Source organism: Amycolatopsis bullii, assembly GCF_014654205.1.
In the GTDB taxonomy this organism is placed as follows: Bacteria; Actinomycetota; Actinomycetes; order Mycobacteriales; family Pseudonocardiaceae; genus Amycolatopsis; species Amycolatopsis plumensis.
Genome location: NZ_BNAW01000043.1, coordinates 67,654 through 83,497 on the forward strand (window position 1 = coordinate 67,654; position 15,844 = coordinate 83,497).

Annotated in this window: 12 protein-coding genes and 1 pseudogene; 8 read left to right on the forward strand and 5 right to left on the reverse strand. The window is 70.9% G+C overall.

What is annotated here, in order from left to right; all coding sequences use genetic code 11:
- Positions 1 to 114: 114 nt before the first annotated feature.
- Both hrpB and IE317_RS33940 read right to left on the reverse strand, forming a co-directional pair.
- Positions 115 to 2,499, reverse strand: coding sequence for an ATP-dependent helicase HrpB (gene hrpB / locus IE317_RS33935; RefSeq protein WP_191315454.1), 2,385 nt, complete (start codon positions 2,497 to 2,499; stop codon positions 115 to 117).
- A complete protein-coding gene (locus IE317_RS33940) occupies positions 2,496 to 3,326 on the reverse strand; it encodes a glutamate ABC transporter substrate-binding protein (protein ID WP_191315455.1) in 831 nt (276 codons plus the stop codon). Before IE317_RS33940 ends, hrpB begins: the two co-directional genes overlap by 4 nt.
- An 87-nt stretch (positions 3,327 to 3,413) precedes the next feature.
- Here IE317_RS33940 and IE317_RS33945 point away from each other — a divergent pair, with 87 nt between their 5' ends.
- The 8 genes from IE317_RS33945 (at position 3,414) to IE317_RS33980 (ending at position 10,424) form a co-directional block, all read left to right on the forward strand.
- Entirely contained in the window at positions 3,414 to 3,920 is a 507-nt protein-coding gene (locus IE317_RS33945; RefSeq protein WP_191315472.1) for a MauE/DoxX family redox-associated membrane protein, read from the forward strand.
- 66 nt (positions 3,921 to 3,986) lie between these two features.
- Positions 3,987 to 4,733 carry a DsbA family protein gene (locus IE317_RS33950; RefSeq protein WP_191315473.1) on the forward strand — a complete coding sequence of 249 codons (747 nt, stop codon included), beginning with the start codon at positions 3,987 to 3,989 and terminating at the stop codon, positions 4,731 to 4,733.
- Between the two features lie 109 nt (positions 4,734 to 4,842).
- Positions 4,843 to 5,172 carry a hypothetical protein gene (locus IE317_RS33955; RefSeq protein ID WP_191315456.1) on the forward strand — a complete coding sequence of 110 codons (330 nt, stop codon included), beginning with the start codon at positions 4,843 to 4,845 and terminating at the stop codon, positions 5,170 to 5,172.
- Positions 5,169 to 6,296, forward strand: coding sequence for a C40 family peptidase (locus IE317_RS33960; RefSeq protein WP_191315457.1), 1,128 nt, complete (start codon positions 5,169 to 5,171; stop codon positions 6,294 to 6,296). Before IE317_RS33955 ends, IE317_RS33960 begins: the two co-directional genes overlap by 4 nt.
- 3 nt (positions 6,297 to 6,299) lie before the next feature.
- Positions 6,300 to 6,683, forward strand: a complete 384-nt coding sequence (locus IE317_RS33965) for a YbaB/EbfC family DNA-binding protein (RefSeq protein ID WP_191315458.1) — start codon at positions 6,300 to 6,302, stop codon at positions 6,681 to 6,683.
- Positions 6,680 to 7,183, forward strand: a complete 504-nt coding sequence (locus IE317_RS33970) for a YbaB/EbfC family nucleoid-associated protein (protein WP_191315459.1) — start codon at positions 6,680 to 6,682, stop codon at positions 7,181 to 7,183. The genes IE317_RS33965 and IE317_RS33970 overlap by 4 nt, the downstream gene beginning before the upstream one ends.
- Before the next feature lie 116 nt (positions 7,184 to 7,299).
- A complete protein-coding gene (locus IE317_RS33975) occupies positions 7,300 to 9,126 on the forward strand; it encodes a glycoside hydrolase family 3 protein (RefSeq protein WP_191315460.1) in 1,827 nt (608 codons plus the stop codon).
- 29 nt (positions 9,127 to 9,155) lie between these two features.
- Positions 9,156 to 10,424 (forward strand): RICIN domain-containing protein, encoded by a 1,269-nt coding sequence (locus IE317_RS33980; protein WP_191315461.1) that lies wholly within the window; start codon positions 9,156 to 9,158, stop codon positions 10,422 to 10,424.
- 52 nt (positions 10,425 to 10,476) lie between these two features.
- Here IE317_RS33980 and IE317_RS33985 read toward each other — a convergent pair whose 3' ends face one another.
- The 3 genes and pseudogenes from IE317_RS33985 to IE317_RS33995 form a co-directional block, all read right to left on the reverse strand.
- On the reverse strand, positions 10,477 to 12,963 hold the full coding sequence (locus IE317_RS33985; RefSeq protein WP_191315462.1) for a DNA gyrase/topoisomerase IV subunit A: 2,487 nt from the start codon (positions 12,961 to 12,963) through the stop codon (positions 10,477 to 10,479).
- A 28-nt stretch (positions 12,964 to 12,991) separates the two neighbouring features.
- Positions 12,992 to 15,043 (reverse strand): DNA gyrase/topoisomerase IV subunit B, encoded by a 2,052-nt coding sequence (locus tag IE317_RS33990; RefSeq protein WP_191315463.1) that lies wholly within the window; start codon positions 15,041 to 15,043, stop codon positions 12,992 to 12,994.
- A 134-nt stretch (positions 15,044 to 15,177) separates the two neighbouring features.
- Positions 15,178 to 15,844, reverse strand: a pseudogene (locus IE317_RS33995) (hypothetical protein); the annotation flags it as partial.

The window sequence follows — 15,844 nt, forward strand, 5'->3', positions numbered from 1 at the left end:
CCCCACGAAGTCGCGCGCGGGGTGTTCCACGTTACCGAAGGGAACCGTTTCGATACAGTGCGGGAATGCGGCCGAGGTCCGCGAAGATCGATTACGGCCCGGCAATTCCGGGGATCAGCCGCGGCGGCGGGTGTGCCGGGTCGGGACGGCGGCGGCCGGGTCCTCCGGCCAGGGGTGCTTCGGGTAGCGGCCGCGCAGGTCGGCCCGCACGGCCGGGTAGCCGGACGTCCAGAAGGACGCCAGGTCGGCGGTGATCGCGGCCGGGCGGCCGGCGGGCGAGAGCAGGTGCAGCACCACCGGGACGCCGGCGAGCACCGGGGTTTCGGTCCAGCCGAAGGTCTCCTGCAGCTTGACGGCCAGGACGGGCTGGTCACCGCGGTAGTCGACGCGGACGTGCGACCCCGACGGCACTTCGAGGCGGTCCGGGGCGAGGTCGTCGAGTTTCGCCGCTTCCGGCCAGGGGAGAAGGGCCTTCAGGGCGGTGCCCGCGTTGATCGCCGCCAGGTCGGCCCTCCGGCGGGCGGCCCCGAGGTCCAGCCAGCTGTCCACATCGGACAGCAGGGCGGCGTCGTCGACCGGGGGCCACGGCGGGCCGAGGACGCGGTGCAGGAACGCCATCCGTTCGCGCAGGCGGGTCGCGTCCTGGCTCCACTTGAGCAGGCCGAGTCCCTCCGACTTCAGGCCGGCGACGAGGGCGTCGCGGACATCGGCTTCGCGCAGCGGTTTCTCGGACAGCACGATGGCGCCGAGCTTGCGGACCCGCCGGGCGACCACATCGCCGTCCCAGGTGACTTCGTCCACTTCGGACACTGTGCCGGCGCGGACCGCCAGTGCTTCGTCGGCGGCCGCGGCGAGGCGGATGGTGCCGTGGACGCGGCCGGGATCGCGGGTGGCTTCGGCGATGGCCAGCCACTCGGCGTCGAGGCCGCTGCCGGGCGGCAGTTCGGCGGCGGTGCCGCCGGCCATGAGGTAGACGGGCGCGCCGCCGGGCCGCCGCTTGGCGAGCCGCTCGGGGTGGGCCAAGGCGACGACGAGGGCGGGATCGGGCTTTCCCGTACCGGTGACGAGCTTGGCGAGGCGGTCGGCCTCCCGCTTCCAGCGGCGCGCGCCCTCGTCGCCCGCCGAGCGCAGGCGGCGCAGCTCCGCGGCCACGTCCGTCAGCGTTCCGCCGGCATCGAGCAGCGCCACCACTTCGGCGGCGTTCCGCGCGCCCACTTCCGAAGCCCCGTCCAGCAACGCCCGCGCCAGCCGGGGGTGCAGGCCCAGCTCCGCCATCCGGCGCCCGCGCGGGGTCACCGCTCCCGCGGGGTCCGTCGCGCCCAGCGTCACCAGCAGTGCCCGGGCCGCCGCCAGCGCGCCTTCGCCCGGCGGGTCCCACCAGGCCAGCCCGCTGCCGTCCGGCGTCGACCAGCAGGCCAGCTCCAGGGCCAGCCGGGCCAGCTCGGCCGTGCGGATCTCCGGCTCCGGGTACGCCGGGAGCGTCGCCTGCTCGTGCTCGGCCCAGCAGCGGTACGCCCGCCCCGGCGCCTCGCGCCCCGCACGGCCGGATCGCTGCGCGGCCACCGCGGCCGAAACCCGCACCGTCGCCAGGCCCGGCAGGCCGCGCCGGTGGTCGACCCGCGGCACGCGCGCCAGTCCCGAGTCCACCACCGCGCGCACGCCCGGCACCGTCAGGCTCGACTCCGCCACCGCCGTCGCCAGCACCACCCGGCGCCGGTCGCGCGGCCGCAGCGCGTCGTCCTGGTGCGCCGCGGACAAGCGGCCGTGCAGCGGCAGCACGTCCACAGCGTCCAATTCGGACTGCCGCAGCAGTCCCGCAGTGCGGGCGATCTCCGCGGCGCCGGGCAGGAACGCCAGCACATCGCCGTCGCCGTCGGACAACGCCGTCCGCACCGCCCGCGCGACACAGGCCTCGATGCGTTCTCCGCGCGCGGGCGGGACGTACGAGAACTCCACCGGGTAGGTCCGGGCCGTGGCCGTCACCACCGGGGCGTCGCCGAGCAGGGCCGCGAGCCGCCCGGACGCGACCGTCGCCGACGTCGCCAGCAGCCGCAGGTCTTCGCGCAGCCCGGCCCGGACGTCCAGGAGCAGCGCGAGCAGCAGGTCCGCGTCCAGGTGCCGCTCGTGGCACTCGTCGAGCAGCACCGTCGAGACGCCCGGCAGTTCCGGGTCGCCCTGCACGCGCCGCACCAGCAGCCCCGACGTCACGACCTCGATGCGGGTCCGCGCGGACACCTTCCGGTCGCCGCGCACGGCGTACCCGACGGTCTCGCCGACCGGTTCGCCCAGCAGCGCGGCCATCCGCGCCGCCGCCGCGCGGGCCGCCAGCCGCCGCGGCTCGGCCACCACGACCCGGCCGCCGTCCTCCGCCAGCGCGAGCGGGACCAGCGTCGTCTTCCCCGTGCCGGGCGGCGCCACGAGCACCGCGGCACCGCGGGCGTCCAGCGCGGCGACGACGTCGGGCAGCACGGACCGGACCGGCAGGTCGGGCAGCTTCACTTCGACGTGACCTCGGGGGGCGGGGGCAGCGGGTAGCCGGACGGGCCGATGTTCGCGTTGAGCGAGCGTAGCCATTCGCCGGAGGAGATCATCTTCCGGATCGCGTCGTCGACCGCGGACACCCCCTGCGTGTCGTCCTTGCGCAGGCCGATGCCGTAGCTCTCCTTCGAGAACGGCTTCCCGACGATCTTCAGCAGCTCCGGGTCGCGGGCGACGTAACCGGCCAGGATCACCGCGTCGGTGGTCACCGCGTCGATCTGCCCGGCGAGCAGGGCGGTCACGCAGTCGGAGTACCGCGGGTACTCGACCAGCTGGACGGCCTGGGCGTACTTGTCCTTCACCTGCTGCGCCGGTGTCGATCCGGTGACCGAGCACAGCCGGCGGCCGTTGAGCGCCTCCGGCCCGGCGATGTCGGCCGACGTCCGCCGCACCAGCAGGTCCTGGCCGGTGGTGAAGTACGGGCCGGCGAACGACACGACCTGCTTGCGCTTGTCGGTGATCGAATAGCTCGCCACGACCAGGTCGACGGCGCCGGAGGTGAGGTCCGTCTCCCGCGTCGCCGACGTCGTCTCGCGCCAGGTGATGTCCTTCGCGGGGACGCCGAGCTCACTCGCGACGAAAGTCGCGACATCGACGTCGAACCCGACGAACCGGCCGTCGATGGTGTGCTCCGAGAGCCCCGGCGCGTCGAACCGGATGCCGATGGTCAGGTGATCCGTGGCACTCGCCCGGGTGACGAGCGAGTCGCTCGGCGACACGTGCTTCGGGCCGCACGCCGACGCGGTGACCAGCAGCAACGCCGAGCCGAGGAGCGTGCGCCACCGCATCCGGCCGCTCCCTCCGCTGCTGTCCTGCCTCACGTTGTTCTCAGGTCCCCCCGTTAGCCTAAGTGCGTGGTGCGACCGTCCCAACCCGTGCTGAACACCGTCGGCACGCTCGCCCGGCTCGGGCTGGCGGCCGTCTGGCTGGTTTCCGGTGCGCTCAAGCTGGCGGATCCCGGCCAGACGCTGATCGCCGTGCAGGCGTACGAGGTGCTGCCGGACGCACTCGAAAACGTGGTGGCCATCGCGCTGCCGCTCGTCGAACTCGTGCTCGGGCTGCTGCTGCTCGCGGGCCTGGCGACCCGGTGGGCCGCCGCGGCCGCGCTGGGGCTGCTGCTCGTGCTCATCGCCGGGATCGCCCAGTCGTGGGCGCGCGGCCTGAGCATCGACTGCGGGTGCTTCGGCGGGGGCGGGCACGTGGCGGCGGGGCAGACCGAGTACCCGCAGGAGATCCTCCGCGACACGGGGTTCGCGCTGCTGGCCGTCTGGCTGCTGGCGCGCCCGCGCACCTGGCTGTCCCTCGACGGCTGGCTGGCGCGAGGTCGCGGGAACTCGGGCGAACCCGGGCACGACTACTCGGGTATCGCGGAAGGGAACTGATACACAGTGGGTGGAGCTGAGCGGACCGCTCGGAAGCGCCGTCAGGCGGCGCAGGCCGGTTCGAACGTGGTCGCGCAGGCCAGGGGGGCCTCCGGCGACCGGCGGAAGTGGATCATCGGGATCGGGGCCGTGGTCGTCGTGGTCCTGCTCGTGATCGGCGGGGTGATCTGGACGATCTCGGACCGGAACAAGACCGAGGGCCAGACCATCGACGCCGGCAAGTCGTCGAGCGCGCTGGCGGGCGACGTCACGCAGAAGCGCGACGGCGTGGTCGTCACCGTCGGCAAGGCCGGCGCCAAGGCCACGATCGACGTCTACGCGGACTTCCTCTGCCCGATCTGCGGCGAGTTCGAGAAGCAGTACAAGGGCCAGATCGAGCAGGCGATCAACGACGGCAAGCTGCAGGTGCGCTACCACATGGTGCCGCTGCTCAACCAGCGTTCCAGCCCGCCGGGCTACTCGCTCGACTCGGCGAACGCGGCGCTGGCCGCGGCCGACGCCGGCAAGTTCCTCCAGTTCCACGACGCGCTGTTCGCCAACCAGCCCGAGGAGGGCAAGCGCGGCTACGACAAGGCGCAGCTGATCGAGCTCGGCAAGAACGTCGGGATCACCGATCCGGCGTTCGCGCAGACCGTCAACGCCGGCACCTACGACCAGCAGCTGAACACGGCGTTCCAGCAGATCGAGAACGACCCGAAGCTGGCGCAGGACTTCGGCGGCGGGCAGACCGGGTTCGGCACGCCGACGGTCACCGCGAACGGCTCGATCGTGTCCTGGCAGGACCCGTCCTGGCTCGCCAAGGTCACCGGCTGACTCCGGGCAATTCGCCCACCCGGGTGCGGACTCTGGACTAGGCTGATTCCGCACCAGGGGAACCGGGGGTGCCGCGTGCGCGTCGCACCTCCGGTGACAGGGAGGGCCAGTGGACGGTTCGGGTTTTCACGTCGATGACGGCGCGTACACGCGGTACGCGCGCGAAGTCGACCCGCTCGGGGACGACGTCAAGGGCGCGGCCGACAAGCACGTCGGGCCGCACGTGACGCTCGGCGGCCACGGCTTCTCCGAGATGGGCGGCGAGTCCGGCTTCTCCGGCGCCTACAGCGGCCGGATGCGCGCGCTGCAGGAGAAGATGCACCGCGTCGGCGGCGGCTGGCGCCAGGTCGGCGAGGCCGCCCGGCAGACCGACCGCAACTACGCGGCGGTCGAGGGCGAGCACAACGACGTCATGCGACGGCTGGGCGGCGATTCGTGACCGAGCACACCGACCAGCTCGTCCGGCACCACCTGGACACGACGAACCAGTTCGCGCAGAAGCTGCGCCACGACCCGGCCGCCATCAGCGGCGCCCGTGACGCGCAGTACGCCTTGCAGACGTCGGTGGGGCGCACGCGCGATGTCGCCTCGGAGCAGCGCGTCAACCTGGCTTCGGCCACCTCCGGCTCGACGACCGACCGCGCCACGGCGACGTCGCAAAGCCTGGAGAAGGAGGTCCAGGACCTCCTCGACGAGAGCGCCGAGATCGAAAAGGCCGTCGCGGAGGCGGCCGAGACTCTGCACGTCGGCGAGATCAAGAACGACCAGGTCCGCGACCAGATCATCAAGGAGATCGCGGCGTCGATGAAGGCGCTGGAAGCGGTGAAGACCATCCAGCCGCCCGAGAGCCGCGGCGCCGCTTCGCGCGACATCCTGATGAAGCTGCAGACCAAGATCAGCCAGCTCACCGGCCAGGCCGCGACGTTCAGCGAGCAGACGATCAACGACCTGACCGCCATCGGCACCCGGCTCGGCGGCGAAGAGCAGTCGACGTCGGCTTCTTCGGCGTCTTCGACGAAGGTCGGCTCGTCGTTCAACAGCAACAGCGGGTACTCCGGCGGTTCGGACGGCGGAGGCGGCGGTGGTGGGGGCGGCGGCGGTGGTGGAGGCGGCGGCGCCGTCCACAAACCGCGGCTGCCGGTGGCGATCCCGCCGCAGCCCGGCAGCGGCGTCGCGATCAACCTGCCCGGCGGCAAGCAGGTCATGGCGCCGAACGAAACCGCGGCCAAGGCCGTGCGCAACGCGCTTTCGCAGCTCGGCGTGCCGTACGTGTGGGGCGGCACCGCGCGGGGCGTCGGCCTCGACTGCAGCGGGCTGACCATGACGTCGTACCAGGACGCGGGCCTGCAGCTGCCGCGCACGGCGGCGCAGCAGACGGTCGGGGCCGAGGTGCCCTCGATCGACCAGCTGCTGCCCGGCGACCTCGTCGTGTGGTCCGGGCACGTGGCGATGGTGATCGGCGACGGCCAGATGATCGAGGCCGGCGACCCGGTGCAGATCAGCAAGATCCGCACCACGAACGCGGGACAGTCGTTCATCGGCTTCTACCGGCCTACGGGGTGAGCTGTGGCTGAATTCGACGTCGACCTGGCGTCCGCGCGGATCGCCGAGCAGGCGGCGCGGGCGGGCGCCGAGGTGTCCGCCCGCCTCGAGCGCTCGGGTCCGGTGGTGGGCAAGGCTGCGGCCGACGGCATCGAGGTCCAGGTGGCGCCGGGCGGACTGCTGACGGGCCTGTCGATCCACCGCTCGGCGTTGCGGCAGGGGTCGGCGGTGCTCGCCGACCGGATCTTCGAGCTGGCCCAGCGCGCGACCCGGCGGGCGGGCGACCGGATGTACCACGCGCTGTCCGCCGCCGTCGATCGCGAGCAGCTGGAAACCCTGGGCTACGAACCGATCCCGGACGACGACCCGGACGCCGAGACGTATTCGTACGGAGAGGGTTCGCGGTGATCACGACCCGCCAGCTGATCGCCCAGGCCCGGGCCCGCGAAGAGGCGATGGCCCGGGTGGAGGAGCTCCTGGCCTCGGCGTCCGGCACGGCGCACGACCGCGACGGGCAGGTCGAGGTGACGGTGGACGCCCGCGGGAAGCTGCTGCGGTTGTGGCTGGCCCCCTCGGCGGTGGAGCTGGGCGAGCGGCTGGGGCCGTTGGTGGTCGAGATCGCCCAGGCGGCCATGCGCGAGGCGACGCAGGACGGCTACAACAAGGTGGCCTTGCTGCTCGGCGAGGACATGACGTTCATGATCGAGCAGATGACGGGCCTGCCCGCGCCGGCCCGCGCGGAGGACGACGACCCGGGGATGACGGTCGAGGAGTTCCAGCGGCTGCGGGCCGAGCGGCTGGGTTCTTCACCCTCGGCGCAGCCTGCGGTGGCTCCGGCTCCGAGTGCCGAGGACGAGGACGCTTACTGGGAGTCCTTCGACCCGGCTTCGCTGCGCTCGGATCGCTGAGCAGCCCGCGGTCCCGGTGAGCGGTAACCGAGTTCGTTGAGAGGTCTGGACCAGCCGCCTGTCGCTGTGTCTTAATCCAAGGCGTGAATTTTGGTCTCTCGACGAGGAGGACCCGGATGCGCCTCGGACGCAGGCTGGGCATCGGTGCGCTGGCCCTGGGATTGCTGGTGGCGTCGGAAACGCCCGCGCTCGCCGGAAACGGCCCGGCCTACAAGGACTCCTGGCGGCCGGTCAAGGTGCGGGTGGCCGACCTGCTGGGGCGGATGACCCTCGACGACAAGCTCGGCCAGATGATGCAGGCCGAACGGCTGGGGGTGAAGAGCCCCGCCGACGTCACCACCGGACGGCTCGGGTCGCTGCTCTCCGGGGGCAGCTCGCAGCCCACCCCGAACACGCCCGTCACCTGGGCCGACATGTACGACGGCTTCCAGAAGGCCGCGCTGGCCACGCCGCTCGGCATCCCGCTCGTCTACGGTGTCGACGCCGTCCACGGCCACAACGGGCTCTACGGCGCCACCGTTTTCCCGCACAACATCGGCCTCGGCGCGACGCGCGATCCGCGGCTGGTCGAGAAGATCGGCCGCGCCACCGCGGAAGAGGTCTCCGGCACCGGAATCGACTGGGACTTCGCGCCCTGCCTGTGCGTCGCCCGCAACGACCGCTGGGGCCGGACCTACGAGTCCTTCGGCGAGGTGCCCCAGCTCGCCACGCAGATGACGTCGATCATCACCGGGCTGCAGGGCCGCGAGCTCGACCGGCCCGGCTCGGTCATGGCCACCGCCAAGCACTACGTCGGCGACGGCGGCACCACCGGCGGCGTCAACGAGGGCAACACCGAAATCAGCGAGCAGGAGCTGCGCGCGATCCACCTCCCGCCGTTCCAGGCCGCGATCCGGCGCGGGGTCGGCTCGGTGATGATCAGCTACAGCAGCTGGAACAGCGTGAAGCTGCACGCGAACTCCTACCTGATCAACGACGTCCTGAAGAAGGAACTCGGCTTCAAGGGCATCGTCGTCTCGGACTACAACGGCGTCGACAAGATCGACGGCAAGAGCGGGTTCACCCCGGAAGAGGTCGAGGCCGCCATCAACGCCGGCATCGACATGGTGATGGTGCCCTACGAGTGGCAGAAGTTCATCGACACGCTGCGCACGCTCGTCGAGCAGGGCCGCGTGCCGATGGCCCGGATCGACGACGCCAACCGCCGCATCCTCACCAAGAAGTTCGAGCTCGGCCTGTTCGAGCACCCGCTGACCGACCGGCGGTTCCTGAACACGATCGGCAGCAAGCCGCACCGCGACCTCGCCCGCCAGGCCGTGCGGGAGTCCCAGGTGCTGCTGAAGAACGAGAACCACGTCCTGCCGCTTTCGAAGCGGGGCAAGATCTTCGTGGCCGGCAAGAACGCCGACGACCTCGGCAACCAGTCCGGCGGCTGGACGGTCGGCTGGCAGGGCACCAGCGGGCCGGTCATCCCGGGCACCACCATCCTGCAGGGCCTGCGGCAGAAGTCCGTGAACGTCACCTTCGCCAAGGACGGCACGGGGATCGACTCCAGCTACGACGTCGCCGTCGCGGTCGTCGGGGAGACGCCGTACGCCGAAGGCAAGGGCGACCGTCCACAAGGGATGGGACTGGACGCCACCGATCTCGCCACGCTGCAGAAGCTGAAGGATTCCGGCGTGCCGACGGTGGTCGTGCTCGTGTCCGGGCGGCCGCTCGACATCGCCGCGCAGCTGCCGGACTGGGCCGGGCTCGTCGAGTCATGGCTGCCGGGCAGCGAAGGCCAAGGCGTCGCCGACGTCCTCTTCGGCGACTACAACCCGACCGGCAAGCTGCCGGTGACCTGGATGCGCAGCGCCGATCAGCAGCCCATCAACGCCGGCGACGGAAAACCCGCGCTGTTCCCCCTCGGCTACGGCCTGCACTACCTGCGCCACTGGTGATCCCCGTCCCCCACCGGAAAGGTTCACGCATGCCCCGCCGTCTCCTGCTCAGGATTCTCGCCTTCTTCGCCGCCTGCCTAGGACTCTCGCTGGCTGCCCCGCCCGTGCAGGCCGCGACGCCGTTCAAGGTGCTGGCCTTCTACAGCGGCAGCTACGACGCCGCGCACATCAGTTTCGAGAAGGAAGCCAACGTCTGGTTCCCGCAGCAGGCGGCGGCCAACGGGTTCACCTACACCGCCACAACCGACTGGAGCCGGCTCACCAGCCTCACCAAGGGGACCGCCGACGTCGTCCTGTTCCTCGACGACCAGCCGCAGTCGGCCGCGCAGTTCCAGGGCTTCCAGAACTACATGCAGAACGGGGGCGGGTTCTTCGGCTTCCACGTCACCGCCTACAACGACAGCTCGACGCCGTCGTACGCGAACTGGTTCCACAACGACTTCCTCGGCACCGGCCGGTTCACGTCCAACACGTGGGGCCCGACGCCGGAGACGCTGCGGATCGAGAACCGCACGCACCCGTCGACGGCGAACCTGCCCGCGACGATCCGGTCGTCGACGTCGGAGTGGTACGCCTGGCAGAACGACCTGCGGCAGAACCCGAACATTTCGATCCTGGCGTCGATGGATCAGTCCACGTTCCCGATCGGCACCGACCCGAACCAGACCTGGTACAGCGGCTACTACCCGATCGCGTGGACGAACAAGAACTACAAGATGCTCTACGCGAACTTCGGCCACAACGCGATGAACTACGAGACGAACACCGCGCTGTCGTCGACGTTCGAGAGCGCGGACCAGAACCGGTTCGTGCTCGACGGCCTCAAGTGGCTCGGCGGCGGTTCGACCGTCCCGACCGACCCGGGCACGATCGACCCCGCGGCCTGGTACGCCGTGACGAACAAGGCATCCGGCAAGTGCATCGACGCCCGCGCGGCGGGGAGTGCGAACGGCACGGTGATCCAGCAGTACACGTGCAACGGCACCACGGCCCAGCAGTACCAGTTCGCCCCGACCAGCGGCGGCTACGACCGGATCAACAACCGCACGAACGCGGCGGAGGTCATCGACGTCACGGACGTCTCGACGGCGGACAACGCGGGCCTGCAGCTGTGGTCCTACAGCGGCGGCGGCAACCAGCAGTGGCAGCCGGTCTCCGAGGGCGGCGGTTACTACCACTTCGTCGCCCGCCACAGCGGCAAGTGCCTGACCGTGCCGGGATCGTCCACTGCGGACAGTGTCCAGCTGGTCCAGGCGGCCTGCAGCGGCAGCGCCGCTCAGTCGTTCAAGGTCGCCTAGCAGCTCGTGAGTGTTTAGGCGGGTGCCAACCCGCCTAAACACTCACGAGGCGTCAGTCGCGCTCGATGAGGTGGCCCACCACGTCCGGGCCGGGGTGGGCGTGGCCCGAGCCGTCGCGGCGGACGTCGATCTCCGGGAGCTCCACCGGGTCGCCGTTCCTCGCCGCTCCGGCCGGGCGGGGGCCGATCCAGGCCACGCGCAACGCCGTCTCGCCCTTGAGGAACCGCTGGGCCCGGACGCCGCCGGTCGCGCGGCCCTTCGCCGGGTATTCGCTGAACGGCGTCACCTTCACGCTCTGGCCCGTCGCGGTGATCACCAGGGGCTCGCCGTGCTCGTCGTCGTCCGTGCGGACCGCGCCGAAGAACACCACCGACGCTCCCGACGGCAGGTTCATGCCCGCCATACCGCCGCCCTTCAGGCCCTGCGGGCGGACCAGGGACGCCGCGTACTTCAGCAGGGACGCCTCCGACGACACGAACGCCAGGGTCTCCGAGCCGTCCGTCAGCCAGGTCGCGCCGACGACTTCGTCGCCGTCCTTCAGCGAGATCACTTCGAACTCGTCCGAGCGGACCGGCCACTCCGGCGAACAGATCTTCACGACACCGCCCCGGGTGCCGAGCGCGAGGCCCGGCGAGCCCGCCGCCTGCTCGCCCAGCGGGGCGATCCCGACGACCGTCTCGCCCTTCTCCAGCGGCACCAGTTCCTTCGCCGCCATGCCGCCGCGCAGCGACACCGTGCCCGCCTGCTCGGGCAGCACCGGCAGCGGCAGCACGTCCGTCTTGAACGCCCGGCCGCGGCTGGTCACCAGCAGGACCTGGCCGCGCGCGGTGGTGTGCACCAGCGCCGCCACCGCGTCGTGCTTCACGCGGCCGTTGCGGCGACGCGTCTCCGTCGCTTCCTCGGACTCGGCGGCGGTGCGTGCCACGAGGCCGGTCGCCGACAGGATCACCTGGCACGGGTCGTCCGCGACTTCGAGGGGCCCGGACGGCTTCGACGCGGCCAGGACCTCCTTCAGGTCGCCGTCGATCAGCGCGGTGCGGCGCTCGGTCGGGAAGTCCTTCGCGATCTTCGCCAGCTCGGAGGAGACGAGCTTCTTCAGCACCGACTCGTCGTCGAGGATCTTGGTCAGCTCGGCGATCTCCTCGCGCAGCCGCTCCTGCTCGGACTCGAGTTCGAGGCGGTCGTACTTCGTGAGCCGGCGCAGCGGCGTGTCCAGGATGTACGTGGCCTGGATCTCCGACAGCTTGAAGCGCGTCATCAGGCCGTCCTTCGCGGCCTGCGCGTTCTCGCTTTCGCGGATGAGCTTGATCACCTTGTCGATGTTCAGCAGCGCGATCAGCAGGCCGTCGACCAGGTGCAGGCGCTCTTCGCGCTTGCGGCGCCGGTACTTCGTGCGCCGGGTGACGACGTCGTAGCGGTGGCGGAGGAAGACCTCGAGGAGTTCCTTGAGGCCGAGGGTCTGCGGCTGGCCGTCGACCAGCACCAGGTTGTTGATGCCGAACGACTGCTCCAGCGGCGTCAGCCGGTAGAGGTCGGCCAGCAGCGCCTGCGGGTTGACGCCGACCTTGCACTCGATGACCAGCCGGGTGCCGTTCTCGCGGTCGGTGAGGTCCTTGACGTCGGCGATGCCGGTGAGCCGCTTGGACTTGTTGACCTCGTCGGTGATCTTCTCGATCACCTTCTCCGGCCCGACGCCGTACGGCAGCTCGGTGACGGTGATCGCCTGCCGCCCGCGGCTGCCCTCCAGGGGGCCGGTCTCGACGTTCGCGCGCATCCGGACCACGCCGCGGCCGGTCTCGTACGCGCGGCGGACCTCGTCGAGGCCGAGCAGCTTGCCGCCGGTGGGCAGGTCGGGGCCGGGCACGAACTCCATCAGCTTGTCGAGCGTCGCGGACGGGTGCGTGATCAGCCACCGCGCCGCGGCGATGACCTCGCCGAGGTTGTGCGGGATCATGTTGGTCGCCATCCCGACCGCGATCCCGGACGTGCCGTTGACCAGCAGGTTCGGGAACGCCGCGGGCAGCACGGACGGCTCTTCGAGCGAGCCGTCGTAGTTCGGCCGGAAGTCGACGGTGTCCTCGCCGAGCTCGCCGACCAGCTGCATCGCCTCGGGCGACATGCGGGCTTCGGTGTACCGCGAGGCGGCCGGGCCGTCGTCCGGGCTGCCGAAGTTGCCGTGGCCGTCGATCAGCGGGACGTTCAGCGAGAAGTCCTGCGCCAGCCGCACCATCGCGTCGTAGATCGCGACGTCACCGTGCGGGTGGTACTTGCCCATCACGTCGCCGACCACGCGCGACGACTTCACGTACGCGTGCGTCGGGCGGTAGCCGTTCTCGTTCATCGAGTACAGGATCCGGCGGTGCACCGGCTTCAGCCCGTCGCGCGCGTCCGGCAGGGCGCGCGAGTGGATGACCGAGTACGCGTACTCCAGGTAGGAGTCTTCGATCTCGGTCTTGAGCGAGTTGTCGAAGACGTGCGCACCGGGGGAGTCGAACGCGCTGGGATCGACCTTGGTGGTGGTGCCCTTGCGGCGTGCCACGGCAGAACTCCTTGGTAGCTACGAAAAATCAGGCGTCGATGGCTTCGCGGTCGACCCGGTCGGACGAGGCGACCAGCCAGTTCCGCCGGGGCTCGACCTTCTCGCCCATCAGCAGTTCCAGCGCCGCCTCCGCGGCTTCGGCGTCGTCCATGGTGATGCGGCGCACCGAACGCGTCGCCGGGTTCATCGTGGTCTCCCACAGCTCGTCGGCGTCCATCTCGCCGAGACCCTTGAACCGCGGCACCGGGGTGACGATGCTCTTGCCCGCCCGTTCCAGCTCGGCGAACTTCTGCTCCATCTCGCGCTGGGTGAAGGTGAAGTGCGTCTCCGGGTTGCGGCCCTTCGTGACGACCTTGTGCAGCGGCGGCATCGCTGCGTACAGCCGGCCGTCCTCGATCACCGGGCGCATGTACTTCGCGAACAGTGTGATCAACAGCGTGCGGATGTGTGAACCGTCGACGTCGGCGTCGGCCATCAGGATCACGCGGCCGTAGCGCATGGTCGACAGGTCGAACGTGCGCCCGGTGCCCGCGCCGAGCACCTGGACGATCGAGGCGATCTCGGCGTTCTTCAGCGTGTCGCCCAGCGACGCCTTCTGGACGTTCAGGATCTTGCCGCGCAGGGGCAGCAGCGCCTGGTACTCGGACACGCGCGCCATCCGCGCCGACCCGAGCGCGCTGTCGCCCTCGACCAGGAACAGCTCGCTGCGGGAGACGCCGGTGGTGCGGCAGTCGACCAGCTTCGGCGGCATCGCCGCGCCTTCGAGCGCGGTCTTGCGCCGGGCGGCGTCCTTCTGCTGCTTCTGGGTGAGCCGGACGCGGGAGGCGTCGACCACCTTCTGCAGCACGACCTTGGCCTCGGACTTGGTCTTGCGGTCCTCGGTCCAGGCCTTGACGTGCTTGTCGACGATGCCCTGCAGCACGCGGGTGATCCCGGCGGTGGACAGCTCGTCCTTGGTCTGCGACGTGAACTGCGGCTCCGGCAGCCGGACGTGGATCACGGCCGTCATGCCCTCGAGGACGTCCTCGATCGTCGGCATGTCCTCCTTGGGCTTGAGCAGCCCTCGGGTCTTGGAGATCGCCTCCTGCAAGGCCTTCGCCATCGCGCGGTCGAAGCCGCGGCGGTGGGTGCCGCCGTGGACGTTGCGGATCGTGTTGGTGAAGCACTCGACCGTGCGCTCGTAGCCGGTGCCCCAGCGCAGCGCCACCTCGACCTCGGCGTGGCGCTCCACATTGGACTGCATGACGCCCGCGGCATCGGCCGCGTTCTCCTTGTACGTGCCTTCGCCGGTGATCAGCAGCGTGCCGCACACCGGCTTCTCGCCCGAGGGCGTGAGGAAGTCGACCATGTCGACCAGGCCGTTCGGGAAGTGGAAGGTCTCTTCGTTGATCGTGTCTTCGATCGCGGTGCGCAGCACGTACGTGACGCCCGGGACGAGGAAGGCGGTGTTGCGCAGCTTCGTCCGCACGCCTTCGACGTCGAGCGCGGCGCCGGACTCGAAGTAGCGCGCGTCGTACCAGTAGCGGATCGACGTGCCGCTGCGCTCGCCGCGCTTCATCTTGCCGACGACGTTCAGCCCGGACCGGCGGGTGAACTTCGCCTTCGGGCCCGGTCCGTCGAACGTGCCCGGGACGCCGTGCTTGAACGACATCTGGTGGACCTTGCCGTCCTGCTTCACCGTGACGTCGAACCGGTGCGACAGCGCGTTGACCGCCGAAGCGCCGACGCCGTGCAGGCCGCCGGAGGTCTTGTAGCCGGAGCCACCGAACTTGCCGCCGGCGTGCAGCCGCGTCAGCACCAGCTCGACGCCGGACAAACCGGACTTGGCGTGGGTGCCGGTCGGGATGCCGCGGCCGTCGTCGTCGACCTGGACGCTGCCGTCGGCGTGCAGCGTGACGACGATCTTCGTCGCGTGGCCGGCGACACCCTCGTCCGTGGAGTTGTCGACCACCTCCGAGAAGAGGTGGTTGATGCCCCGGCTGTCGGTGGAGCCGATGTACATCCCGGGTCGTTTGCGGACGGCTTCGAGACCCTCGAGATGCGTCAGGTCGTCGGCCCCGTACAAGGTCTCGGCAGTCACAGGGTCGTTCTCCCGGATCGTGGCTCGCGAAAGTGCTGGTGGTGGTGCGGACTCGCCTGCACCGTAGTGCAGGATATCCGCCACCCCCGACAACTTTCGCGCGCGCACCGTCCCCGGAGTGGCGTGCGCCGCCGTCAGCGGGGGTCGTAGCCCAGGTCGGGCCACAGGCCCAGCAGGGCTTCGATCTTCCGCGGGACCTGGAAGCTGTTCCGGAAGTTCGGCTTTTCGCCGATCGCCGCGAGGGCCTTGCGGAGGTCGCCGAAGGCCGGCTTCGCGGCCGACTGCCGGGTCAGCACGTAGCAGTACGTCCGGCGCGGGTAGGCGAATTCGTCGATGTGGGCCTGCAGGACGAGACCGGGCGCCTCGATCCGCGACCCGACGAGGGGGCGCCCCTGCTTCTGGCTGTAGACGGGGATCACGTGCACCCCCGCGCGCAGCGTGCGCGGCGGGTCCTGGCCCTGGCCGTCGTCGGCCCAGAGCAGCTCGACCCGGAACGGCGATTCGCCGTCTTCGCCGGGGTGGTTGTACTCGCGCTGCAGCTCTTCGAGCCGGTACTCGGCTTCGGCGGACGGTTCGCCGCCTTCGACGAGGCTGACCAGGTAGAGCTCGGCCGGCCGCGGCCAGGCCGGGCGGGGCACGTCGGTGGCTTCGGGAGCTTCCGGCTCGGCCGCAACCGGGTTCGCGGCGGCCTCGGCCGGGGCGGCGGTGGTGGCCGGGTCCGTGCCGGCTTGCGCGGCCTCGGCGGGGTGGTCCTGGGCGCCCGGAACGGAGGGCGAAGCCGCACCGGTGCCGGCGGGCGAC

What these genes read in the sequence shown, in the direction of transcription:
- IE317_RS33940 (WP_191315455.1), bottom strand. Translation starts at nt 3,326, where the DNA reads ATGCGGTGGCGCACGCTCCTCGGCTCGGCGTTGCTGCTGGTCACCGCG.
- IE317_RS33975 (WP_191315460.1), top strand. Translation starts at nt 7,300, where the DNA reads ATGCGCCTCGGACGCAGGCTGGGCATCGGTGCGCTGGCCCTGGGATTG.
- IE317_RS33980 (WP_191315461.1), top strand. Translation starts at nt 9,156, where the DNA reads ATGCCCCGCCGTCTCCTGCTCAGGATTCTCGCCTTCTTCGCCGCCTGC.